Origin of the sequence: Pedobacter antarcticus, assembly GCF_900103515.1 — a bacterium.
Classification (GTDB): Bacteria; Bacteroidota; Bacteroidia; order Sphingobacteriales; family Sphingobacteriaceae; genus Pedobacter; species Pedobacter antarcticus.
This window is the reverse complement of record NZ_FNGZ01000004.1, coordinates 204,580-229,318: the sequence shown is the minus strand read 5'-3', so window position 1 is coordinate 229,318 and position 24,739 is coordinate 204,580. Positions and strand designations below refer to the sequence as shown.

The following is a 24,739-nucleotide window of genomic DNA, read 5'->3' as shown; positions in this document are numbered from 1 at the left end:
CTAAATTTAATATAAAAACGGGTACTTAGTAGCCCGGGTTTTGCTTAAGGTTCTCATTCATATCGCGCTGTTGCTGCGGAATAGGGAATAAGTTACGATTAGCAGCCGATGGGTTATGGTCCCACCATTTTTCAGTAGTAAACTTACCGAAACGGATCAGGTCATTTCTTCTGAAGCCTTCAAAGATAAACTCGCGGCCACGTTCTGCAAGCAGCTCATTCATAGTCAGGCTAGATATAGTATAAGCATGTGAAGCCCAGCTATCAGTTTTATAAGCACGCTTTTTAACCGTATTGATTAATTCCACTGCCTCTGCTGTTGCGGTACCACCACTTTTACGCATGATTGCTTCTGCTTTTGCAAAATAGATCCAGCTTAAACGGTAGATGTTCCAGTCATTACTGTTGTATTTAGGATCAGCAGCTGGAGCAGATGGCCCCGGATCTGTGTTTCCCAATTTATATTTGTTAAAACGGATACCGGAATTCTCTTCTCCCTCACTCATGTTGGAAACTTTAGAACCTGTAGAATTACGTTGAATTTCATCTACAAACACTAAAGGCTTATCTAAGTATTCCTCAGAGCCCGTTACCGGTGTTTTGCCATCTTTAAACTGCACCATAGGACCTGCAAGGAACCAGCCTGTTTTACGCTCATCATCTGCATCATAGGTTGTGAACACACCCGGAATCAACACAATACCATTGTTTCCGTCGCGGCCACCACCATAAATTGCACGTTGTTTAAAATGATAGAATTCTCCTGGGAAAGGAGGTTCTGTTTGTGCAACTTGATAGTCACGTACCAAAGAGAAAATGACCTCTTTAGATAAATCATTAGTTGTTTTATATTGATCCGTAATGTTATTATCCAATGCCATTGCACCATTTTGGCCACCTGCAGCACCGCTGATCAACTGATTTGCGGCAGCAATACAGTCGTCCCAACGCGGCTCACCACTCCAAACTTCGGCGTTCAGATATAATTCAACCAGCATTGCATAAGCGCCTGCTTTGGTCATTCTACCAGTCATGTTTTTAGACAGGGCAGGAACCTTATCAATATTTTCTTTAATCTCTTTTTCAATAAAATTAAAGACCTCTTTACGTGGAAGAGTTTCCGGTTTTGCAGGAATACCTACTTGTGTAACCACTGGAATGTTACCGAACATATCCATCAGTTTCAAGTAATGGAATGCGCGGAATAATCTCAGCTCAGCAAGGTAAGCCTGCTTATTTTCTTCCGTAATCCCCATAGCGGTAGCGTCTCTTTTCTCAAGATTCCCGATAGGATCATTACAAAGACCCATTCCCCAATACATTAGGTTCCAGGCATTATTTAGTCCCGATTCATCTACAGTCCAGGTATGGTAATGTAATCTTTTCCATTTACCACCATCTTCACCATGACGGCCTTTTGTCGGCCAGGCCAGCTGATCTGCAGAAAGTTCTGCCGGTCTCCACCATCCATCCTGTCCTGCAGGAGTAGCCCATGCACCAGCATGCGTATAAGGACGGAGCACTGCAGAAAGCACTTCAGTTTCGTTATTATAAAAGTCATCCGATACAATTTTATCGTACGCATTCTCGTCTAGTTTAGTACACCCGTTTGCCAGGCTTAATACAGCAACCAGACCTGTATAAAGTATTGATTTCTTTATCATTATTTCTTTAATTAAAATCCAACGTTAAGACCAACCAGGAAAGAGCGGGTTCTCGGATACATGTTTCTTAGATCCACACCAGGGCCTAAACCTGTATCTGAAATCAGGTCAGGGTCATTTCCAGAGTATCCTGTAATTGTCGCCAGGTTTTGTCCTGAAACATAAACTCTTGCATTGCGGAACCAGGTAGATTTAGATTTGATATTATAACCCAGTGTAACTTCGTCAAGTTTAACATTTGTACCACTTTCCAGATAGTAATCAGAATACATATAAGTATCATTGATACCAGAATATTTACCAAACGTCTCTTTTAATAAGTTACCGCTCCAGGTTTTGTTTCCATAAGTCAACGCTGTTGTATTTAAGATTTTATAATCGAATTTACCACGTAAGAAGATGCGCAGATCGAAGTCTTTGTAAGTAAAGTTATTCGTCCATGACAGGTAATATTTAGGTGTTGCCCTGCCCAGTGGTGCAAGGTCAGACAGATTCTTATCATAAGAAACATTAATCTTATCATTCGTCACTGCTTCACCATTACGGTTGTAGAATAACCATTTACCTTCCGGTGTAAATCCAGCAAATCTTTTTCCGAAGAATGTACCTACTTCACCACCTTCATAAGTTGTAATAGCTCTGCCCAAATCACCTGCGCCACCTATGTCGCCAAATGTTTTGTAAAGAACTTTATATTGGTCGTTTGAATAAGAATCCAGCGTATTTTTAATTGTGCTCGCTGTTGCATCCATGCTCCATGAGAAGTCTGTGCTCTTAACAGCAGCATAACTTAATGCCAGTTCAATACCTTTTGAGGAAATAGTTCCGACGTTTGCGAAAATCGTGTTTCTCACGAAAGGAGGCTGCGGAGATGTATAGGTATCCAGCAGATCTTTGGTTGTTCTTTTAAATACGTCGATGGAACCTGATAAACGGTTTTCTGCTAATCTGAAATCTAAACCAACGTTTAGCTCTCTTTTAGTTTCCCATTTCAGGTCTGGGTTAGGGTTACGGTCAGGACCGTAAGTCTCGTAATAATTTCCGTCCGGGAACAGGTATTTTCCACCGCCACCCAGGGTAACTCTTGATACGTTGTTATCATTTGGTGTATTACCTGTAACACCGTAACCTGCTCTTAATTTCAGGTAATTAACGAATTTAATATCCTTCATGAAGCTCTCTTCAGAAATATTCCATCCTACAGATACAGCCGGGAAATTACCCCATCTGTTGTTGGCACCGAATTTAGATGAACCTTCACGTCTTAAGATAAATTGTAAGAGATATTTATTGTCCAATGCATAGTTTACACGACCAAAGAAGGCAACTAAAGTATTATCTTCTTTGAAGCTTTCCATTCTGGCTTTACCCAAACCTAGTGCACGACCTTCCTGAATACGATCTTCATGGAAGATATCATTAATGAAACCACGGTTCTCCATTAACGAACCTTCTCTGATGTTATAGCGGTAACTGTAACCTGCGATAGCTGTCAGACTGTGCTTTTCTTCAAAAGTTTTCTGATACTGTAAAGTCGGTTCGAAAGCATATTTTTGCTCGAGCTCCATTCCTCTAGCAGCAAAACCCCCACCACGGAAGTCGGCATTTTCCTGAGAATCTTCACTTGCTTTAACCCTGTAGGCTCCGTCATTGTTATTATTCCGGGTAACCGATCCAAAAACAGAAGCTTTTAAGCCATCGATAATCTCCAGATCCACTTTACCGTCTGCAGAAGTCGTCTGTTGCTTACGATATTTGGTTTCCTGTGCCAGACGTGCAAAATAATTGGTGCTTGTCAGGTCAAACCGGTAAGAACCATCCGGGTTGAAATTAGATAACGTTGGGTTTTTAGCCATTTCACTTTCCCATGATCGTACTGCATCCAGGTCTCCATCTCCACCCAGTAGGTTGGATTTGTTAATATTCGTCGCCAGGTTTAATTGCACATTCAGACGATCATTCAGACCTTTCTGATTCACATTTAAACGCAATGTATATTCTTCACGTCCGTTTTCTTTAGCTATACCTTCCAGGTTTCTGTAATTCACACTGGCACGGTAAGTTGTTTTGTCTGTACCACCGGAAAGCGAAAGATTATGGTTCATGGACAGGTTATCATGGTTAATCAGATCATCATAAAAATCTGTGTTATTACCATAATCCTGCTGTCTCAATTCGCCGGAAGCTATTTTCTGACGGTATTCATCTGCCGTTAAAAACTTTTGTCTGTTTTGTACATACTCCTTACGGAAATAAGTGCTGTAATCAAATGTTGGAGGTCCGGCCTTACCTTTTTTCGTGGTAATCAGAATTACACCCGCGTTGGCACTTGTACCATAGATCGCAGCACCTGAACCATCTTTCAAGACATCAATCGATTCAATATCATCTTGTTGCAACAGATCTGGGTTACCACCTGGAATACCGTCAATTACATACAATGGTGCAGAAGCTCCCTGTACAGAAACTGCTCCCCTTAACTGGGTAGCCACTCCTGAATTTGGGTTTGAGCCACCTCTTCTTGTTAATTGCAGACCGGCAACCTTACCCTGAATCAGATCCAGTGGGTTACGGGATCCACCACGATTAAACTTTTCTGCACTAACGTGGGTAACTGCAGAAGTCACTTCTTTACTGGAAAGTGTTCCGTAACCAACACTCACGATTTCTACGTTCTCTAAAGTTGTACTGCTTGGTTTTAACTGTACATCTATAGTTGTTTTAGTGCCTACAGGTGCTTCCTGAGCCTCGTATCCGATAAAGTTAAATACTAAAATTGCAGCCGAAGTCGGAACTTTAATACTGTAGTTACCTTTGCTGTCTGTAGAGACTACGGTTTGGGTACCTTTAACCTTAACACTTACACCCGGCAGGCCTAAACCTGTCTCATCTTTTACTGTACCCTGGATGGTTAGTTCCTGGCGATAAGGCATGATGCCTGTTTGTGCTTGCTTTACAGTGAGTTATGATCGTTTTAAAAAAACTGTTATTTACCATCCTGTTTTTACCATTTTTACCCAATCTGCTGTGCGATAACTAGTTTTTGTATGGCGCTTTCTTCGGTAAACTCCGTCACCTTCAATAGACCCGTACAGGTTCGTATTCCCCTCAATACTCAGGTACCAGTCACCTTGAATTCTTTCAATTATACCGGCATGTGCAATCCGTTTTTTCTGCGGAATATAGATGCCAAATACCTGTGCCGCTTTTAACTTAGACGTTAAACGAGAGGCCGGAAACAGTGAAGGCGACCATCCGGTTATCGGCTCATGAAAACCTTCCTGACGGAATATCCAGCTGATAAAAGCAGCGCACCAGGGTTGTCCCTTTTTTAGCCCCGCTACCGCTAGATATTCCTCCACTCTTGGGCCATCATTTTTGCCTGTTAGCTCTCTGACACCGAGTTCTGCGCGGGCGATTTTAAGGATTGCGGCCCTGCAGTTATCCTCGGTGGCCGCATCAGCAGTGTAAATTTCTGCCTGTTCCTTTAACAAATTGCCACCAGGCATATTGATGCTGTTAGCAAGAGTAAAGCAAAAGAGGCCCAATAGAAGCTGATTTGTTGCCATAATGTGAGGGTTTTAAAATGTAAAGCCAGTTGATGCGGAGTTGGCATAGTTTTGCTGCTCCAGAGATATTGCATTAGCCACCAGCAGATAAGTAGTATTAGCAAGAAAGTAATCAGGCTGAGAATAATCAGCAGCCATACAGACTGGTCTACAGACGCAGCTGTTTCATCCAGCCGGTGCAGCCATTCCGGTGCGAAGATCCAGATGGTTAACAGCAGAAGCAGCAACCTGATTACCGGGTGAATAGATTGCTGGAGTTTAAGAGAAAAGCCCTGTTTTTTGAGACTTAGCGGAAGAATTATGGGATTCTTATTAAATAATATAGACATGTGAATCTTCTTTAAGAGAAATGTGAAATAAACATTAAAGAACCCCGGCCAGGCGATCCGGCCGGGGTTTGGGATTTTAATCTATAATCAGATGTTTGCCCAGGTAAGTACTTCTCGAAGCAGACTTACCATCTTCGGCTACGAGCATGAGCCATGCATGAACCTCATGACCTGTATAGGAATAAGGAAGGCGAAGCGTAGCCGTCAGATCTTCCCTTTTGGCTACAGACTGATGAGTCAATGAAGATCCATCTTCAGGATTGTAGACCATCATGCAGATGGTATCTTCCGGCTTCGTTCCCCGGGCATCAATCTCGTTGATAGACCAGTCTACTTTTAAAGCAGCCTCTGCAGGAACACTTTCTGCGAGCGGGTTAAATACACCGTTGAGTTTACCATTTCCCAATAGAACCTTTGCGAAATCAATCACATAGGCCGGAGCAATTCCGCCGATCGCATTTCTAATGTTCAGGCTTGTAGCGACATTTCTCGCAGACAGGTTTCCGGTTAAAGCCGGAAAGCCAAGATTTATAGCTTCTGCAAATTTCCCGAGAAACGCAGTCATCAGACCGAATTTAGAGCGTTGCCTGGCCTGTGGCTCTGTAGGACTCTTTCCCGATTTTTTTGGAGCACTGCGGCCGACTGTTAATTTTCTCCATTTTGCGATCACAACCTGACCGATTTTACCACTGAAGTCACCTATCTGACCTGGTTTAATTTTTGACATAATTTTAAATGTTTAATGATGAATAATAAATCAAGCCTGTTTGGCTACCGGTAGCTTCCGACTCGTTAAACGAATGTATGTCAGTGTATTTTAATAACCTATAAATCAGGATGTTGTGTCCTTGTTTGTCTGGTGGTGTCCAGCTTTGTCCGTGAAATAGGCGAAAGAATCAATTTTGTATTGAAATTATGAACTCGTATCTGATGAGTAATACGGAATTAGGATAACCTCTGGAGGTCGATGATCTTTTAAAGATGAGGCTAGCAGAATTAGCTAGAATGGGAAAGTATCTATAATTGTAAATTAGTGTTAGATTTAGATTAATTATAATTACATTTTAATTAAAATTAGTTTATTCCTATGAAACGGATCAATAATTATCGCTCTTGGTTTAATTTGCTATTCTTAACTACATTTTTAGCTTTCGGATGTAAAAAAGATCAATCAATAAATGAGTTAAAACAGAAGTATAATGGCAAATATGCAATTGTGAGTGCAACTGTAGACAAACAGGTGGATGTTAACTTTGACGGCGTTGCAAATACTGAGCTGTTAAAAGAGATAACAACATTAAAAGATTCTTATCTTGAATTAATTATCCGTGATAACGTAAAATCGTATGTTTTCTCACAGTTTTGGCAGAATCAATATTTCGATAGTGTAGATGGTAAAATGCCAAGCGTTTACGATCCCAGTATTATCGTCAACTATGTAAATCAGGCTACAGTGTCTTCTTTTACTATAAATCCAGAACAATCAAAGCTAATATTGACTAGGGAAAATATAGATTCATCCTTCCCATTGCCGGATTCGGTAGAGATTTTACCCAATCAGAATATAAAAGTAAGGACCTCCAAATCTTTGTATACAAGTTCTGGCTGGCAAAAAGTAGCTTTAACGGTAGTATATGAAAGGTTTATTGATCAAATTTAAGATAGATGATTTAAATCTTTGGTTTAACAAATGATGTCAGCGAAAAATAGGCTGGAAGAAGAAACTGTCTGGCTTGCTCAAGCACAGATGGCCAAACTATTTGGAAAAGGTAGAACAACTATTACCAAACACATCAAAAACATTTTTGAAGAAGCAGAATTGAAGAAAAAGTGGTATGTCGGGATTTCCGACACACCAGTCCGCACGGTGCTATAGAAGGAAAAACGCAAGAAAAATCCGTAAAACATTACAACCTTAATGTCATCATTTCAGTAGGTTATCGGGTAAAATCACAGCAAGCAGATAATCATAAGTTTTTCTGCTCTTCTTAATCTGACGTATGAAGAGGAAATTAACTTTACCAAGAAAAGGTGATATCCTCTAAGTTAGATAAATTATTAAAAATAAATGTTTTATAGACATTCGCCACCTTTTTTCTATGCTTTTGCGTATTAGATACAGCTCTGAGCATAGCGATAACATCAAAAGACGCATTCTTGAAGTTCAAATCTAGTTTCTCCTCATCTGCATGCAGATCTTTGTGAAATTGATCGGCGAATGATCGCGACATAAAAACAACGCCAGTAAAATCAAGTTCAATTTTATTATTCTCCTTAATTCCTCTCAGAAAGTTCACTAGTCTAGTAGCTGCTTCGCGAGAATCTAACGTGGGAGGTAGTATTTCTGTAATTTTAATTTCTGAAGTAAACATGGTGGTTTTCCTTTCTTTTTTTGGTGTGCAAAGACAGATAAAATGGACTGGTAAATTTTGCGTCTTTATAATCCAATACAATTTTCTCTGTTTTATTTGCTTGAGATAATGTATTCATCAATTGTAAAACATGTTTTATTGGATCTCCAAAATTATCAGGTAGGCGTTGTCGTAATTCAATTAATTGCATCAGTTACAACATAGAAATCTTTTGTATATCTTGAACTGCCTCATGTGTCATTAAACGGTTAATATCCATCACTTTGATTGTACAAAAAATGGTTAGCCTAACTAATTAATTATCAACAGGGGGCTTTTGAATTTTGTTGTTTCAGAAATACAGGATCAGTCACCAGCAAAAAAGTCGCGGGCAATTCCACCAATCCATTTTTAATGTTCAAGATGAGTAAAACTACGCAGTTAGTGGGGGCAGCTGGGTAACCTGACCGCTCAGGTGATCTCGGGCGTAACTAATCTCTGTTCAAGCTTAATTCTAAGTTCCTCTAGCTGAAAAGGTTTTTGCAGATAATCATTCATTCCGGCACTTATTACGCGCTTTTGCACTTGATCGGAAACTGAAGCTGTTAAAGCAATAATATAAACAGTGGCTTTTAACGGATTTGTTAATTTTCTGATCTCCTGAGTTGCCTGTACTCCATCCATTACAGGCATATGCATATCCATTAATACCACATCATAATCGTTGGTCGCCAGCAAGTCAAGTACTTCAGCTCCGTTTTCTGCAATGTCGGCAGAAATATTCCAGCGTTTGAACAGCTGTTTCATAAAGTAAATATTCATCATGTTGTCCTCTGCTAACAAGATGCGCAGGCTACTCAAAGATATTTCAGCGGCCTCGGGAGCAGAGCCTTGCGTGTCAGGCAATTTTTGCTTGTCCAGCTGTAACCGGATACTGAAATGAAATTTCGTTCCTTTACCCAACTGGCTCTCTGCCCATATCTGACTTCCAAACATCTCCACTAACTGCTTAACTATAGCCAGTCCTAATCCTGTCCCACCAAACTTGCGGGTAGTGCTCGCTGTAGCTTGTTGAAAAGGTTCGAATACAAGCTTTAACTGATCGTCTGAAATTCCAATCCCTGTATCAGTCACATTAAATCTAACTGTCATATACGAAGCGTCACTTTGCTCGACTTCGGTACTTAAGGTAACTTCACCATGCTCTGTAAACTTTACAGCATTACCAATCAGGTTGTAAAGGACCTGACTAAGGCGTGTGGGGTCACTTATGAAGTTTTTACCTTTAATCTGGTTATTCACAGACAAGTTAAATTTCAATCCTTTCTCCTGTGCATTGAACTCCATCCCTTTAGCAATACCATTTAAAAGCAACTCCAATGAAAAAGAAGTGGACTCTAGTTCCAGTTTTCCCGATTGCATTTTATTAATATCGAGGATATTATTGATCAGTGTTAAAAGGCTTTCCGCAGAAAATTTAAGTACGTCAAGCTGCTCTCTTTGCTGGACATTAGTATAGTCACTTTTTAAAAGGCCGGCTATACCAATCACCGAATTTAAAGGAGTCCGCAGTTCATGAGACATTGTCGATAAGAAGTTGCTTTTGGCGTCGGCCGCCTCTGCAAGCTGTACATTCAAGAGTTTGCTTGCCCTCATATTTTCATAAAGAACCCCGTAGAAATAAAAACATGAAAGCAGGATCACCAACCAGTTAACCGAAATATAGAGATCACTTAAATTTTGCGGTAACGGCTGTAGCCCGGCGAATTTTGAAGGAATATAGTGAACAAGGATCACCGAGGCAGCAGATATTAATGTGTAAAAGGTACCCCATTTTTTACCTAGTCCAAAAAATGAAGAAAGGATAACCATAAAAATAGCTTGCATCGCAACGATGTCCGGTCCGACAGATGGAGTAAATACGCGATAGTAAACGTGAGCGATGGTAGCAATCACTGCATAATGTATTCCCCAGGGTACAATTCGGGGGAACTTTCGCAGGAGAAGAATGATCAATGCCGATGAAACCATTAGGCGTATCGCACGGCCACTGCCATTGTTAGCATGGTTAATTACAGCGTCATAAAGATATAAGCCTCCCTTGATAATGTTGGCGCAGAGCATCAGGGTAAATAATCGTAACTGAGCACGAAGAAGAGAGGTGTCGCTTAAAGCACTACTCATATATTTATAGCGCCGAAATATCTTCTTTTTCATGTATAAACAAATAGTGTACGATTATGACGTTCCAGAATTTGCAAAGTTAGGTAAATAGGATCTAAATACACCTGCCGCAAAATCACTGCACAACAAGGCAAACGCGATAGATAGGAAAATTAGTATGTAGGCGTAATCATTGTGTTGGAAGCAATTTTTATCATTTCGTCTAGTTCCTGAACACTAGTTTGCAGCATTTTGAATAAATCCCGGCTTTCTTCCGTTAGTTCTTCGTATTCCAATAGTTGCGTTAAGCCTATTATGTTTGCGAGTGGTTTCCGTATCATGTGAGAATGACTGTAGGCCAAATTAGTGAACAGCTGCCTGTTTTCAGCCAGTGTTTTATGAGCGCTCGTGAGGCTGAGACTGAGAGAAGAATAGTTGGCAATCTGGAGCATTTTCTGCTTGTGGATATTTGTACATGAACCAAACCAAGATTCTATTTTCCCTTCTTCATTAAAATAAGGTATTATAGAAACAAAAAACCATTCTTCTTTTTGACTTATGCCCTTCAGCCTGATTTCCCTCTCAAAAATTTTCCCTTTCTCCAGAGAAGATTTCCATACTTCGTGACATTTGGCCCGGTCTGCCTCTGCTACACCACCAAATTCAGTATAGAAGCTCATTGGCTGCTCACCAAAATAATCTTTCACTTTTTCATTAACAAAAATACACTCACCATCAGCAGAAATCGTCCAGATCTGGTTTGGAAGCCTATTGGACAGTATTTCATGATTTTCCCTGCCCGTTATTTTTGTGATGCTAGCGTTGATTAAGATCAAACCTCCCGACTCATCTTTATAGCTCACTGCATTAAACAAGGTGTTAACTTCTCCATTTGAAGAATTAAAAGTAAGACTGACTTCATTGGCCTCACAATTTATATCGAGGATAGGAATGATTACCCGATCATAATAAAGTTGTGAAGCTTGGTTGAGAATAGACCTGAAGTTTAATTTACAAATGTCTTCGTTGCTAATGTTCATCCATTTGCAGAAGTTCTCATTTACGCGTAAAATACTGCCATCAGGGTGGTAAGAGATGAATCCACCCGGCAGTTGGTCATATAGGAAGTCCGTTTTAAGATATTTGCTAAGCGTATCCGTATTCATTAATCCTTTTGCATAAATTTTCGTTAAAAACTTCTTCGGATAAATCAAATTCGGACGGCAACTTTAACAAGTAGCATAATATCCTAATATTTAATTGGGGAAAGACGTTGTTTACGAAAAAGCAAAAATAAAGCCAAATAACGCTTTTTTTTAATTTTTTTTCAATAAAATCCCATGATATATTAAAACATAAATTATTCATTATTAGATTATCATGATGCTGGTATCATGCAAAACTTCATTTTAAATTTAAAGACCTGACGCTGAATTGGCCAGGTCTTGGTAAAATCTTAAAATTCTGCCGGTACAGACTTCAGCTTGTATATTTCATGTTTGCTGTAGTAGGGTATATTGGCAATTATCACCTGACGGACCAGTCCTGCTCTTACATACCTGCGGATAGTTCTCGGGTCTTTACGGAGCAGGTGTGCAGCTTCTTTCTGGCTCAGCAATTCATCTGTAGGGTCATATGCAGGTTGTAGATTCTGGTTAATAATCTGCTGTTCGGCCAGTTCGATCAGATAATAGATCAGGTCGGTGAACCTATTAATTTTCATAATAATTGCTTTTATAGTCATGTTTAGGGTTTTTAGTGGTAATCTGGTTAGGGGGTTAAAGGAGTTTGCCAATCGAACTGCCCTAAATAAGTGCTGTTTGAAATGGAGCCATGATCCGCAGATATGAAAGACATATAAGTATGTACTTCTGTAAGATTAACAGATGCGGGTAATTCTAGTAAGTGCTCACCTTTGTGACGTTTTTCTCCGTTTAACAATTCAATGCCATAGCCTTTCTCTGGGAAATAGGCCACCAGCATTACTTGATCATCAGGTTTGCATCCAGGGATATCACAATTGGGATCCCAGGAGAATCTAAGCCCTGTTTTGTGGAGACTGGCAAGAATATTATTCGGTAGCGGCATATTTCCCATGCTTAGGATAGCTTTTGAATAATCAATTTTAATATCTGGAAAGATGCCCCTTATGATCATCGGATTATTATAGGATAATGCCAAATGATACGGAGAACGCGCTACTTTTTTTGCTTCTACCTCAAATCCTTTCTTTAAGAAGAATTTAAGTTTCGACATAAATTTGCTACTAATTGCGAACCCTTTTTGGGAGGATTTTTCCTTTAAACTAATGGGAGCTTTCCTTTTTCCAACTTTGCGATTAACAATTTGGTCGTTAAGCAAGTATTGGATCATTTTTTCTGGTTGTTTTTTCTCTTCAAGAAGGTTTTCTTTTGTATTCATCTAATGTTTTTAATATTATATTAATTCTTCAATTAAACCCAAAGTATATAATAAAAACATATCTCGCAATTATTATTATTATAGGTTACTGTTATTATGGTTTTAATATGACTTATTGCTTTTTATGAATTTATATATTCTTTATCTTTGTGTTTTATCTATAATTGGGTCAACGATGGGGTAAGGATATGTTAACTATGGTGAAAAATTGGGGTAACTACGAACAAGACCCGACCAAGACCCGACCAAAACTCTAACGAACTTCCAGTATATTAAAGGTGATTTTTCATATTTACATTTAATCGGCTAAATTTTGAAAAGCTGTATTAAATGTTATTTTTGGATAACAGAAGAATTCAACTCATATGAAAGCGCTTAGGTATTATAAATGGATTGGCTTTTTCCTGTTATGTTTTATTTCTTTTACCAAATTTCAGGGGAATCTGAATGCACAGACACAGCAAGTATCAAAAGTTCCGCAGAAAGTATATCGTATCGCCGGATATATCGAACGTAACGGGCGGCCGATGGAGGGATATATTGGCGGACGAAGATTTCAAAACAGAGAAAGATTGCTACCTGTACAGGATTCTTATAAAGAATACGATGTAAATCCGAAAATTAGGGGGAAGAACAGGGGGCCGGAACGATTGATCTTATCTGCCCGGGGATCAAGATATTACACTGCAGATCACTACAGGCATTTTATAAAATTTTGAGAGATATGAAGAATGGTTTTTATATATATGATTCGGCATCACTAATTAAGCCCCTGCATAATACGGCTGTCGCCGACGGTGAAAAATGCATGGACCTGAAGACATTTGTAGGTTTGTTAGCGGAAAAATTCAGCTTTCCAGATTATTTTAGTGACAACCTGGATTCCCTGGAAGAAATATTAAATGATATGAGCTGTCTGGAGGATAATAACTTCGCGATCATGATCAGTAATTATGCTGATTTTCTCAAGAGCGAGAAACCATCCCGTAAAGCAGCCTTATTGAATTTGTTTGCAGAAACCGCTTCGCAATGGCAGCACGTACCGAATTATCCCGGAGAGGAAGCTTACCGGGAAAGAGCAGATTTCCGGATTTATATAGAACGCTGTCCTCAGGCTATCGAAGATCTGGAAGAACTGGATATTCCCGTTCAGGGATATCTCAGTTAAACAATTAAGGGCATAGAATTTGAACTCATTTTGGACTAATAAACCTTACTAACCTGTTATATGATCAAAAAATTACTACTGATAGCACTTATGTGCTGCTCTACATTTGCATTTGCACAGAAAGATGGCGACGCTAAAATTAGTCTTGGTGTCCGGGGCTATAACTATACCGAGCTTCCTCAACTATTCAATCAGGCGAAAGATCATCAGTTTATCAATACAAAATTCAATAGTTATATCATTAAATTTAATGACGGGCTCTTCAGTTATAGACTTAACGGTAATTATATCAATAAATCCCTGCAGTTTGATAATAACTGTACCGGCTGCGATCTAACCAGTGGTAAAGTGAAAGATTATGCTTTTAAGGCTGGTTTCGAAAAAAACTTTTCTTATACAGGTATCCAGCCTTATTTCGCCTTTGATTTAGGGTACCGTTCAACTGAATTTAATGGCAGAGGATTCCAGGCAGAAAGAGTTCCTTCTGCGGTAGATTTCAGAAAACGTGGAATCACCGTTACGCCGGTACTCGGAATTAAGATTAGTCCGATAAAAGAGCTATCCATCTTTGCGGAAAGTAATATGGAATTCTTCTATGCTTTCGGAAAGGAGCGTTCAACTGCTGACGGCGCAGACCAGCCGACGAATTCGCATAAGTTTAAAAAAGGAGAGTTCTTATTGAATCCGGTCGCAGTAGGTGTGCAGTTTCATTTTAGGTAAAAAATAACGACTAAATTTGTCAGATATTATTTTATACTACCCTGAATATTATTTTTTTCACAAAAAAAATAGGGTTTTAGTTAAAACATAGCGTCTTACTCTGTTAATTTAATATTTTTGCAGGGAATTACGTTTTAATTTTAATTAATGAACATAAATATCATAGTGGTTGGCGGTACGGGCCAGCTGGGGCAGTGTTTGCAGGAAACTATCCGGTCGAAAAAATGGGATTATAATTTTGTTTTCCTGTCCAGTAAAGACTTGAACTACACAGATAAGGATCAAACGGCTGCCGTTTTCAAGACGTACTCTCCTGTTTTTTGCATTAATTGTGCTGCTTACACTGCAGTTGATCTTGCCGAAGATGAACAGGAACAGGCGTTTGCGGTAAATCAGTATGCTGTGAAGAATTTAGCTGAACAATGCAGGTTATATGATACGACACTAATCCATATTTCTACCGATTTTGTGTTTAACGGCGATTATAGTATTCCCCTAACCGAAGAACTTCCAGTAAATCCAGTTAATGTTTATGGTCTTTCTAAATTAAAAGGCGAACAAGAGATTCAACGGATACTGGAAAAATATTATACCATCAGAACAAGTTGGTTATATTCCGAAAAAGCCAATAACTTCGTTAAAACCATGTTGAATCTATCAAAAAACAGAGATCAGCTCAATGTAATTTACGATCAGGTTGGTACGCCGACTTATGCAATAGACCTCGCAAAAGTTATAATCAAAATTATAGAATTGGATCAGCCAGCATATGGATTATATCATTACAGTAATGAAGGCGTTGCTTCCTGGTATGATTTTGCAAAAGCTGTATTTGAATTTGCAGAAATAGATATGAAAATTAGTCCGGTTTCTTCTGCTGCTTTTGTCACAAAAGCTAAGCGTCCGCACTTCTCGGTACTGGATAAATCCAAAATCAAAAAGGCTTTAAATATTGAAATCCCTTATTGGAGGGACAGTCTGAATACCTGCATACAAAACTTATAATAGATGAAAGGAATTATTTTAGCTGGTGGTAGTGGCACCAGATTGCATCCGCTTACGCTGGTAATGAGTAAACAGATGATGCCTGTTTATGATAAACCGATGATCTATTATCCGTTGTCTACATTAATGCTGGCAGGAATTAATGAGATTCTGATTATTTCAACACCGCACGATCTGCCTAATTTCAAAAAACTATTAGGCGATGGCAGTAAATTGGGCTGTAAATTCAGCTACGCAGTTCAGCATGAGCCAAATGGATTGGCACAAGCCTTTGTCATTGGAGAGGAATTCATTGGAACAGATAAAGTTGCTTTAGTACTTGGAGATAACATTTTTTACGGAGATGGTATGGCTAAATTGTTACAGTCGAGTGCCGACCCTGAAGGTGGTGTCGTTTTCGCGTATCGCGTGTCAGATCCAGAACGATATGGTGTAGTGGAGTTCAATGAAAATAATCAGGCTATTTCTATTGAAGAGAAGCCATTGGAGCCTAAATCCGATTACGCAGTTCCTGGTTTGTATTTCTATGATAATAGTGTGGTGGAAATTGCGAAGAATATTAAACCTAGCCCTAGAGGCGAATATGAAATTACCGATGTAAATAAAGTATACTTAGCCCAGGGCAATTTAAAAGTGGGTGTGTTAAGCAGAGGGACAGCTTGGCTCGATACCGGAACATTTGCTTCTTTAATGCAGGCAGGAGAATTTGTGCAGGTAATTGAAGAAAGGCAAGGCTTGAAAATAGGGGCAATAGAAGAAGTTGCCTATAGAATGGGGTTCATCAGTGATACCCAATTACGCGAAATTGCAACCCCGTTGATTAAAAGCGGCTATGGTGCTTATCTATTAAAAATATTAAAATAGAAATGATTAAAAGTAATACAATTATTATAACTGGCGGAGCTGGATTTATTGGTTCTCATGTAGTCCGCAGATTTGTTCGGAACTACCCTGAGTATCAAATTGTAAATTTGGATAAGCTTACCTACGCTGGAAACCTTAAAAATCTGACAGATATTGAATACAAGGATAATTACTCCTTTCTGAAAGGCGATATTACCGATGCGGCTTTCATTCTAGAGACATTTAAAAAGCTACAGCCTTACGCAGTTATTCATTTGGCTGCCGAGTCACATGTAGACCGCTCTATTGCTAATCCTATGGAGTTTGTAATGACCAATGTCATTGGTACAGTTAACTTGCTGAATGCTGCCCGTGAAGTCTGGAAAGATAATTATGCCGCTCACCGTTTTTATCATGTGTCTACAGATGAGGTTTATGGTGCATTAGGAGAGACTGGTATGTTTACAGAAGAAACTGCTTACGATCCGCACAGCCCGTATTCGGCATCTAAAGCAAGTTCTGATCATTTTGTGAGGGCTTACCAGGATACTTATGGTATGAACGTGGTTATTTCCAACTGTTCCAATAATTATGGCTCACACCACTTTCCGGAAAAATTGATTCCATTAGCCATCAACAATATTAAAAATAATAAACCTGTACCAGTGTATGGTAAAGGAGAAAACGTACGTGACTGGCTTTGGGTAGAAGATCATGCGCGTGCTATCGACGTAATATTTCATAAAGCAGAATCTGGCCACACCTATAATATTGGTGGGCATAATGAGTGGAAGAATATTGATCTGATCAATCTGCTTTGCAAGATAATGGATGAGAAGCTGGGCCGTCCAGAAGGAGAATCTGCAAAATTAATTACTTATGTAACAGATCGTGCCGGCCATGATTTGCGTTATGCGATAGACAGTTCCAAATTACAGGAAGAACTAGGATGGATTCCTAGCTTGCAGTTTGAAGAAGGTTTGGCTAAAACAGTTGACTGGTATTTAGAAAATGCAGAATGGGTAGATCAGATTACTAGCGGAGAATATCAGAAATATTATGAATCTCAGTATCAAGATAGATAATAGCTGAACTGTTACTGTTTCGGTGTTCCAATTGTACTCAAATTGCATCATTAATAATTCTATATTTGTTCCTTAGTTAAGAAATCATTTGGAAGTCATTTATTCGATAGCGCTTATGCGCGTTGGAAAGACTTTAATTAATTTAATAATATACGCTGATGAAAGTTGCCTTGATAACGGGTGTTACGGGACAGGATGGGGCCTATCTGGCAGAGTTTCTCTTGAAAAAGGGATATTTTGTACATGGATTGAAAAGACGTTCTTCATTATTTAATACCGAACGTATAGATCACCTGTACCAGGATCAGCATGAACACGCTGTGAGGTTTAAACTTCATTTTGGCGATTTGACCGATTCTACTAACCTCATTCGGATTATCCAGGAAACGCAGCCAGACGAGATTTATAACCTTGCTGCGATGAGCCATGTGCAGGTGAGTTTCGAAATGCCGGAATATACAGCTAATGCAGATGGAATCGGAACATTGAGGTTACTGGAAGCAGTCAGAATATTAGGGTTGGAGAAGAAAACAAAAATATATCAAGCCTCTACTTCAGAGCTTTATGGCTTAGTTCAAGCTGTACCCCAGAGTGAGACGACACCATTTTATCCACGTTCGCCATATGCCGTTGCTAAATTGTATGGTTATTGGATTATGGTTAATTACCGGGAAGCTTATGGAATGTTTGCGACCAATGGGATTTTATTTAATCATGAAAGCCCGTTAAGAGGTGAAACATTTGTCACGCGTAAAATAACCAGGGCCGCTGCTAAAATAGCTTTAGGTCTGCAAAACTGTCTTTATTTAGGTAACCTTTCTGCACAACGCGATTGGGGCCATGCTAAAGATTATGTAGAAGCGATGTGGCTAATTTTACAACAGGAAAAGGCTGAAGATTATGTAATTGCAACTGGTGTAACTACTACAGTCCGCGAATTTGTGAAAATGAGCTTTGCCGAATTAGGAATTGATGTAGAGTTCTCGGGTAAAGATGAACATGAAAAAGGTGTAATCATTGACGTTGATACCGAAAAAGTTATTGCACTGGGTCTGAACGATGCTAACCTTAAATTAGGTACAACCATTGTACGCGTAGATCCAAGATATTTCCGCCCGACTGAAGTTGACCTTTTATTGGGAGACCCTTCTAAAGCAAAAAAACAATTAGGCTGGGAGCCTAAATATGATCTGGCTATGCTGGTAGAGGATATGGTACAGGCAGATTTACTATTGATGCGAAAAGATGAATACCTGAAAAAGGGTGGTTTCAACACTTTAAATTCTTTCGAATAATATTTTAATACGATTACCTTATATGAATTTTCAAAAAATTATTGCGTCTTTAATTCTGGTGATAGCAATTGCTTTTTCCACTGGAGCTTATGCACAGACAAATTATTCTGATGTCAGGGTTGACGATTTAACTGATGCACAGATCCAGCAGCTGATACAGCGTGCAGAGTCGGTGGGTTATACCGATGCGCAACTAGAACAAATGGCAGCTGCTCAGGGTATGAGGCCAGAGGAAGTTCAAAAGTTAAGAGTTCGGGTGGAGAAGTTAAAAAAGCAACAAGGCGGTTCTGATAAAACCTCTCAGGTTAAGCCGAAATCGGGATTCGAAGACGACGATTTTAGCGCTAGAAGCTATGATGATGAAGATGAACTGAATACTGATACTATCAGCAAATCCAGAACAAATCAATTGAATAAAAAAAATAAAGAATTGAAGGATGCTTTTGGCAATTTAATTCCCAAAATATTTGGTGCAGAACTGTTCGCTAACAGCAATATCAAATTCGAGCCAAATTTGAGAATGGCTACGCCAAAAAGCTATATTATAGGCCCTGATGACCAGTTGTTAATTGATTTGACAGGTGATAATGAGGCGAATTATAAACTTCAGGTTAGTGCAGATGGAAATATCAGACTACAATATGTAGGATTAATCTCAGTATCTGGTTTGACTATTGAGCAGGCGGAGTCTAAAGTTAAATCTTTAATGAGTTCTACCTATCCTGCTTTGAAAACAGGGAAAACACAGGTCGCAATTAATTTGGGGAATATTAGAAGCATTAAAGTCACCTTATTGGGAGAAGTAGTTAAGCCAGGTTCATATACTCTGTCTTCGTTATCGACTGTTTTTAATGCGCTAAATGCATCAGGAGGGCCCAATGAGAATGGTTCCTTCCGTAAAATTCAGGTTGTCCGAAATAATAAGGTTATCGCGACTATTGATGTTTACGATTTCCTACTAAATGGCATCCAGAAAGGAAATGTGAGGTTACAAGATCAAGATATTATCAATATTCCGGTTTATCAATCGAGAGTTGAAATGTCAGGTGAGGTAAAAAGACCTGCTTTATTCGAAGTGTTGAGCACAGAGAGTCTGGAAGACGTGATCAGGTTTGCAGGTGGTTTCTCTAATAAGGCGTATACTGCGCGAATTAAAGTACTGCAGAACACTAATAAAGAACGAAGAATAACCGACGTTTTTGCAGATGACTTTAATAAATACAACCCGCTGAATGGTGATAAGTATGTAGTAGAACAAATTCTGGACAGATTTGCAAATCGGGTGGAAATTATCGGAGCGGTGTTTCGGCCTGGTCAGTATGAGCTGGAGAATGGTTTAACATTAAAGCAGTTGATTTTGAAGGCTGATGGGTTGAAAGAAGATGCATTTTTAAATAGAGGGTATATTTCCAGACTCAATTCAGACAACACTTTAGCCTTACAATCTTTTGATGTAAGTAAAATATTAAATGGTACCGAACAGGATATTCCGCTAAAAAGAGAAGATAAGGTTACCATCTCCTCCCTTTTTGATTTGCGGGATGAGTACAAGGTTGATATCAAGGGTGAAGTTAGGAACCCTGGTAAATTTGATTTTGCCGAAGGAATGACGCTTGAGTCTTTAATTCAGATGGCTGGAGGCTTTAAGGAAGGCGCCACTCCAAACCGGGTTGAAATTGCCAGAAGAATAAAAAACAGCGACGCAACTTCAGTAAATGCAATTACTGCCGAGGTTATCAATGTCAGTATATCGCCGGATTTGCAATTAATGGATTCAGCTCCTGTATTACAGCCTTTTGACATTGTATCGATCCGTAGCTCAGAAGGCTATCAGGTTCAGCAGCAAGTTAAAATCGAAGGAGAAGTTTTGTATCCGGGTATCTACACAATAACCCGTAAAGATGAGCGCATATCTGACTTAATTAAGCGTGCAGGTGGTTTAACGGCTTTATCTTTTGCAGAAGGGGCTTCTTTAAAAAGACCTGGGCCAGAAAAAATAGATGAAGAGGACGAAGCTGAATTTGACAGAAACGGTAAACCGATAATAAAAAAGGAATCCAAAACCTCCAGAGTGGCTGCGAAGAAAAAAGAAGAAGAGGAAATGCAGAAACTGGCTAATTTAAAGCGCTTGCAACAAGGTGGTGGCGCGGTCGATACAGCGCAGTTGGTCAAAGAAGTCAAGATATTAGGTAGTGATCTGGTAGGTATTGATTTGGAACGGATCATGAAGAAACCTGGATCTAGGTACGATTTGTTACTGGAAGACGGTGATGTTGTAAAAGTTCCAAAACAACTGCAGACAGTTAAAGTTACCGGAGAAGTGTTAAGGCCGATCAGCATTGTTTATAATCCAAACAAATCCATGAAATCTTATATCAACGGAGCCGGCGGATATACTTATAATGCTAATAAAAAAGGTGCTTATATCCAGTATGCTAATGGCTCGGTGGATGCAAATAGAAAATTCTTCTTGTTTAATAATTATCCGAAAGTAAAACCGGGGGCCGAAATATTTGTGCCAAAAAGGGCCCCTAGAGAAAAATTAGGGGTCGCGGGAGTGGTTGGTATAACATCGGCAATTGCAACTGTGGCTGCTGTATTAATTAGTGTGATCAGATAAGTGCTTTAATGCAATATGGAAAACAAAAAAACAGGTAATAGGCAAGATCAGGATCCTGCAGATCTGAAAGGTATAATTGTAAAATGTATGGAATGGTTTGCTTATCTTAAAAGCAAATGGTTGACTATTTTGTTGTGCTGTGTTGTAGGAGCATTGCTAGGATTTGCGTATGCCTACACCAGAAAGCCAATCTATACTGCTTCAACTTCGTTTGTATTGGAAGAAGAAAAATCAGGTGGTAGTGCGTTGGGGTCACTAACCGGGTTAGCGTCAATGGCTGGAGTAGATTTACTGGGCGGTGGAGGTGGACTTTTTCAAGGTGATAATATAATTGAACTCTACAAATCTCGCTCGATGATAAGGAAAACTTTGCTAAGCAAAGCTTTTGTTAATGGTAGCGAAATACGGATTATTGAACGATATATTCAATACAATAAACTCAGAGAGAAGTGGGCAAGTAATCCGCAATTAAAAAGTATAGATTTCCGTGATTCGTCTAGAACGACTCTTAAACACGATAGTCTAATGGCGGTGATTGTAAAAGATATCAAAGATAATATACTCGAAGTTGCTAAACCGGATAGGAAACTAAGTATTATTGACGTTAAAATCAAGTCTAAAGACGAAGTTTTTGCCAAAATATTCTCAGATAATCTGGTGTCTAATGTGACTGATTTTTATATTCAGACTAAAACAAAGAAGTCGCTGTTTAACATTGGTATTTTACAAAAACAAGTAGATTCGGTAATGGGGGTAATGAACAACTCGATCTACTCGGCAGCCTCCACTATAGATGCAACGCCTAATCTAAATCCTTCAAGGCAAGCATTGAGAGCGCCTGCGCAACGCTATCAATTTTCTGCGGAAACCAACAAGGCAATATTGACGGAACTGGTGAAAAACCTTGAACTGGCGAAAATATCCAGAAGAAAAGAAGTGCCACTTATTCAGGTTATTGATTCTCCTATTTATCCGCTTGAAAGAGATAATTTTGGAAAACTAAAAGGTATTATTGTAGGCGGGTTTCTGGGTTTTATATTGGTAGTTATGATACTGGTCATCAGAAGAAGTATCAAACAACTTCTAATTGCTGAATAACCAGGATGAAATTAATCAAGACATCTCTATTTTCAGGTATAATTACGTTCATTAAGATAGCCTCTGGTTTTATTGCAGCTAAAGTGATTGCAATGATAACCGGGCCGGCAGGGGTAGCCTTGCTTGGTCAATTCACCAGTTTTTTGGCTATTATTCTCACAGTTTCTAACGGGGCGATCAGCAATGGAGTAGTTAAATACACCGCAGAATATGAAGGTGACGGCGAACGGTTGAAAACATTGTTCAGCACGTCGCTCCGGATATCTTTGATTGCAGCGATCTTCACCGGAATTATAATTTTATGCCTGGCTCCCTATTTGTCTGAAATTATCTTGTACTCCAGAATATACGCTAATGTGTTTAGAACATTAGCACTTACGTTGCTGTTTTATGCAGTTAATATTTTGTTTATATCAATTCTGAATGGTCGTAAAGAGATTAAATTATACACGTTCGTCAACACGCTAGGTGCAATTTTCAGCCTAGTACTTACTGTTATCCTTGTTTATTTTTTCAGGATTGAAGGCGCATTATATGCTTTAATTGTTACACAAACGTTATCATTACTTGTTACCGTTCTTGTTATTCGGCGCCAATCCTGGTTTAATCGGGCTTATTTCGGCAAAATAATTGATATCCCATTAGCTAAGCAATTGGGTGGATATGGGCTAATCGCTTTAGTCTCGGCTTTAACAATGCCAGTCTCTCAAATATTACTCAGAAACATGCTGACCGAAAAACTCGGTGTGGATAGTGCAGGTTATTGGCAGGGAATGATGCGGGTTTCCGATGGGTATCTGCTCCTGATTAATACATCGATTAGTATTTACTATCTCCCTAAGTTGTCTTCCCTTAAAAATGAAATTGACATTAGAAAGGAAATATTATATGGTTTCAAGATTATATTGCCGGTAACAATTTTTGGGTGTTTAATTATTTACTTTTTACGTTTTTTTATCATCAAAACACTCTATACGCCAGAGTTTCTTGCCATGGAAGATCTGTTTGTTTACCAGCTTCTTGGCGATGTTATGAAAGTTGCATCACTCATACTTGGATATTTATTGGTGGCAAAGGCTATGTTTAAGACCGCAATGTTTACCGAGACATTTTTTGCGGTAATGTGGGTTGTTTTTGGTTATCTATTTGTTGACATGTTTGGCTTAAAAGGCGTAACAATTGCTTTTTTCGCAAATTATATTATATATTTCCTAATTATGGTCTACATATTCAGGCATATATTATTCGGAAAATTAGAAGAAGTTTAAGTTGATACTAACAAAATGAAGAAAATACTATTAATTTTTGGAACTCGTCCAGAGGCGATCAAAATGGCTCCTTTAGTCAAGTTATTTAAAGAGAATGATTCAGAGTTTCTGACTAAAGTTTGTGTCACCGCCCAACACCGTGAGATGTTAGACCAGGTTCTTGAATTTTTTGAGATTGATCCGGATTATGATCTTGATCTTATGAAATACGGGCAGAATTTATATAATTTGACTGCTGATCTGTTAATCGGCCTCAGACCGGTTCTTGAAGATTTCAAACCTGACTTTGTGTTTGTACACGGAGATACAACGACATCAATGAGTGCAGCATTGGCGGCATTTTACGCAGGAGCGAAAGTTTGCCATGTCGAAGCCGGATTGAGAACGTTTGATAAACATTCACCTTTCCCGGAAGAGATGAACCGGCAAATCACCGGTAGAATAACAGACCTGCATTTTGCACCGACCCAGGTATCAGCAGATAATTTATGCAGAGAGGGAATTGACGACAAACAAATCAGCATTGTAGGTAATACCGTAATTGATGCCCTATTATGGGCATCCGAAAAGTTGAAAACTTATGAAAATGAAGAAATCGTCTCCTTGCGCAAGATTATAGATATAACTAAAAAAATAATACTGGTTACCGGACACAGAAGAGAAAATTTTGGAGATGGCTTTATCAATATCTGTAAATCTCTTCAGCAGATTGCGAAGCGGGACGATGTACAGATTATTTATCCGGTACATTTAAATCCCAATGTTCAGGGCCCTGTTTATGATATTTTAGGAAATATTAAGCAGGTGAAATTAGTTGATCCATTGGGATATCCTGCATTTGTGTGGTTAATGAACCAGAGTTATTTGATTTTAACAGATAGTGGCGGTGTTCAGGAGGAAGCCCCAAGTTTAGGTAAGCCGGTGTTAGTCATGCGAAATAATACAGAACGGCCTGAAGCAGTAGATGCCGGTACGGTAAAACTGGTAGGAACAGATCTGGATATGATTGTTACTGAAGTCACCAGATTATTAGATAATGATGAGCAATATATTAAAATGAGCAAGGCACATAATCCTTATGGTGATGGTCTTTCCTCTTCACGAATCGTATCAGGAGTTCGTTCATGAGTAGGCGAAAGAA

At 39.1% G+C, this 24,739-nt stretch carries 24 protein-coding genes; 14 read left to right on the top strand and 10 right to left on the bottom strand.

Going from position 1 to position 24,739, the window contains the following annotated elements; all coding sequences use genetic code 11:
• Window positions 1-25 precede the first annotated feature (25 nt).
• From BLR53_RS10890 to BLR53_RS10875, 5 genes are all read right to left on the bottom strand, one after another.
• Complete coding sequence (locus BLR53_RS10890) at window positions 26-1,663, bottom strand: RagB/SusD family nutrient uptake outer membrane protein (RefSeq protein ID WP_074589594.1); 1,638 nt, start codon at window positions 1,661-1,663, stop codon at window positions 26-28.
• A gap of 11 nt (window positions 1,664-1,674) precedes the next feature.
• Window positions 1,675-4,596: a SusC/RagA family TonB-linked outer membrane protein gene (locus BLR53_RS10885; protein ID WP_074589592.1), complete on the bottom strand. Its 2,922-nt coding sequence runs from the start codon at window positions 4,594-4,596 to the stop codon at window positions 1,675-1,677.
• Window positions 4,597-4,653: 57 nt separating this feature from the next.
• On the bottom strand, window positions 4,654-5,172 hold the full coding sequence (locus BLR53_RS10880) for a C40 family peptidase (protein WP_244889486.1): 519 nt from the start codon (window positions 5,170-5,172) through the stop codon (window positions 4,654-4,656).
• Window positions 5,151-5,561 carry a hypothetical protein gene (locus tag BLR53_RS19775; RefSeq protein ID WP_143007866.1) on the bottom strand — a complete coding sequence of 137 codons (411 nt, stop codon included), beginning with the start codon at window positions 5,559-5,561 and terminating at the stop codon, window positions 5,151-5,153. Before BLR53_RS19775 ends, BLR53_RS10880 begins: the two co-directional genes overlap by 22 nt.
• Window positions 5,562-5,637: 76 nt before the next feature.
• A complete protein-coding gene (locus BLR53_RS10875) occupies window positions 5,638-6,288 on the bottom strand; it encodes a DUF6266 family protein (RefSeq protein ID WP_037441810.1) in 651 nt (216 codons plus the stop codon).
• A gap of 360 nt (window positions 6,289-6,648) precedes the next feature.
• On the opposite strand from BLR53_RS10875, the gene BLR53_RS10870 reads away from it, so the two are divergent.
• The 3 genes from BLR53_RS10870 to rhuM are packed head-to-tail and all read left to right on the top strand — an operon-like array spanning window position 6,649 to window position 7,553.
• Window positions 6,649-7,221, top strand: coding sequence for a hypothetical protein (locus BLR53_RS10870; RefSeq protein WP_074589587.1), 573 nt, complete (start codon window positions 6,649-6,651; stop codon window positions 7,219-7,221).
• A gap of 30 nt (window positions 7,222-7,251) precedes the next feature.
• Window positions 7,252-7,437 carry a virulence RhuM family protein gene (locus BLR53_RS10865; protein ID WP_218122980.1) on the top strand — a complete coding sequence of 62 codons (186 nt, stop codon included), beginning with the start codon at window positions 7,252-7,254 and terminating at the stop codon, window positions 7,435-7,437.
• Entirely contained in the window at window positions 7,392-7,553 is a 162-nt protein-coding gene (rhuM, locus tag BLR53_RS20315; protein ID WP_218122977.1) for a RhuM family protein, read from the top strand. The genes BLR53_RS10865 and rhuM overlap by 46 nt, the downstream gene beginning before the upstream one ends.
• A 26-nt stretch (window positions 7,554-7,579) precedes the next feature.
• Here the strand turns inward: rhuM and BLR53_RS10860 are convergent, their stop codons facing one another.
• From BLR53_RS10860 to BLR53_RS10840, 5 genes are all read right to left on the bottom strand, one after another.
• Window positions 7,580-8,014, bottom strand: coding sequence for a hypothetical protein (locus BLR53_RS10860; protein WP_143007865.1), 435 nt, complete (start codon window positions 8,012-8,014; stop codon window positions 7,580-7,582).
• 369 nt (window positions 8,015-8,383) lie between these two features.
• On the bottom strand, window positions 8,384-10,129 hold the full coding sequence (locus BLR53_RS10855) for an ATP-binding protein (protein ID WP_083332054.1): 1,746 nt from the start codon (window positions 10,127-10,129) through the stop codon (window positions 8,384-8,386).
• A 119-nt stretch (window positions 10,130-10,248) separates the two neighbouring features.
• Window positions 10,249-11,241, bottom strand: a complete 993-nt coding sequence (locus tag BLR53_RS10850) for a PAS domain-containing protein (RefSeq protein WP_074589579.1) — start codon at window positions 11,239-11,241, stop codon at window positions 10,249-10,251.
• Window positions 11,242-11,531: 290 nt separating this feature from the next.
• Window positions 11,532-11,798 carry a MerR family transcriptional regulator gene (locus BLR53_RS10845; protein ID WP_143007864.1) on the bottom strand — a complete coding sequence of 89 codons (267 nt, stop codon included), beginning with the start codon at window positions 11,796-11,798 and terminating at the stop codon, window positions 11,532-11,534.
• Window positions 11,799-11,845: 47 nt separating this feature from the next.
• On the bottom strand, window positions 11,846-12,496 hold the full coding sequence (locus BLR53_RS10840) for a DUF6266 family protein (RefSeq protein ID WP_074589574.1): 651 nt from the start codon (window positions 12,494-12,496) through the stop codon (window positions 11,846-11,848).
• A 365-nt stretch (window positions 12,497-12,861) separates the two neighbouring features.
• Between BLR53_RS10840 and BLR53_RS10835 the strand changes: the two genes are divergently transcribed.
• The 11 genes from BLR53_RS10835 (at window position 12,862) to wecB (ending at window position 24,726) form a co-directional block, all read left to right on the top strand.
• Window positions 12,862-13,215 carry a guanyl-specific ribonuclease gene (locus BLR53_RS10835; RefSeq protein WP_074589572.1) on the top strand — a complete coding sequence of 118 codons (354 nt, stop codon included), beginning with the start codon at window positions 12,862-12,864 and terminating at the stop codon, window positions 13,213-13,215.
• 5 nt (window positions 13,216-13,220) lie between these two features.
• Window positions 13,221-13,664, top strand: coding sequence for a barstar family protein (locus BLR53_RS10830; protein WP_074589570.1), 444 nt, complete (start codon window positions 13,221-13,223; stop codon window positions 13,662-13,664).
• A 60-nt stretch (window positions 13,665-13,724) separates the two neighbouring features.
• Window positions 13,725-14,384 carry an outer membrane beta-barrel protein gene (locus BLR53_RS10825; protein WP_074589568.1) on the top strand — a complete coding sequence of 220 codons (660 nt, stop codon included), beginning with the start codon at window positions 13,725-13,727 and terminating at the stop codon, window positions 14,382-14,384.
• 147 nt (window positions 14,385-14,531) lie between these two features.
• The gene (rfbD, locus tag BLR53_RS10820; protein ID WP_074589565.1) at window positions 14,532-15,389 is read left to right on the top strand and encodes a dTDP-4-dehydrorhamnose reductase; all 858 of its coding nucleotides are present in this window, start codon (window positions 14,532-14,534) and stop codon (window positions 15,387-15,389) included.
• A gap of 3 nt (window positions 15,390-15,392) precedes the next feature.
• Window positions 15,393-16,253 carry a glucose-1-phosphate thymidylyltransferase RfbA gene (rfbA, locus tag BLR53_RS10815; protein ID WP_074589563.1) on the top strand — a complete coding sequence of 287 codons (861 nt, stop codon included), beginning with the start codon at window positions 15,393-15,395 and terminating at the stop codon, window positions 16,251-16,253.
• A 2-nt stretch (window positions 16,254-16,255) separates the two neighbouring features.
• Complete coding sequence (gene rfbB / locus BLR53_RS10810; RefSeq protein WP_074589561.1) at window positions 16,256-17,317, top strand: dTDP-glucose 4,6-dehydratase; 1,062 nt, start codon at window positions 16,256-16,258, stop codon at window positions 17,315-17,317.
• A gap of 158 nt (window positions 17,318-17,475) precedes the next feature.
• Window positions 17,476-18,612, top strand: coding sequence for a GDP-mannose 4,6-dehydratase (gene gmd / locus BLR53_RS10805; protein WP_074589559.1), 1,137 nt, complete (start codon window positions 17,476-17,478; stop codon window positions 18,610-18,612).
• A 22-nt stretch (window positions 18,613-18,634) separates the two neighbouring features.
• A complete protein-coding gene (locus BLR53_RS10800; protein ID WP_074589556.1) occupies window positions 18,635-21,232 on the top strand; it encodes an SLBB domain-containing protein in 2,598 nt (865 codons plus the stop codon).
• A gap of 15 nt (window positions 21,233-21,247) precedes the next feature.
• Window positions 21,248-22,330, top strand: coding sequence for a Wzz/FepE/Etk N-terminal domain-containing protein (locus BLR53_RS10795; RefSeq protein WP_074589554.1), 1,083 nt, complete (start codon window positions 21,248-21,250; stop codon window positions 22,328-22,330).
• Between the two features lie 5 nt (window positions 22,331-22,335).
• Window positions 22,336-23,598 (top strand): O-antigen translocase, encoded by a 1,263-nt coding sequence (locus tag BLR53_RS10790; protein ID WP_074589552.1) that lies wholly within the window; start codon window positions 22,336-22,338, stop codon window positions 23,596-23,598.
• Window positions 23,599-23,613: 15 nt separating this feature from the next.
• On the top strand, window positions 23,614-24,726 hold the full coding sequence (gene wecB, locus BLR53_RS10785; RefSeq protein ID WP_074589548.1) for a non-hydrolyzing UDP-N-acetylglucosamine 2-epimerase: 1,113 nt from the start codon (window positions 23,614-23,616) through the stop codon (window positions 24,724-24,726).
• The last annotated feature ends 13 nt before the right edge of the window (window positions 24,727-24,739 follow it).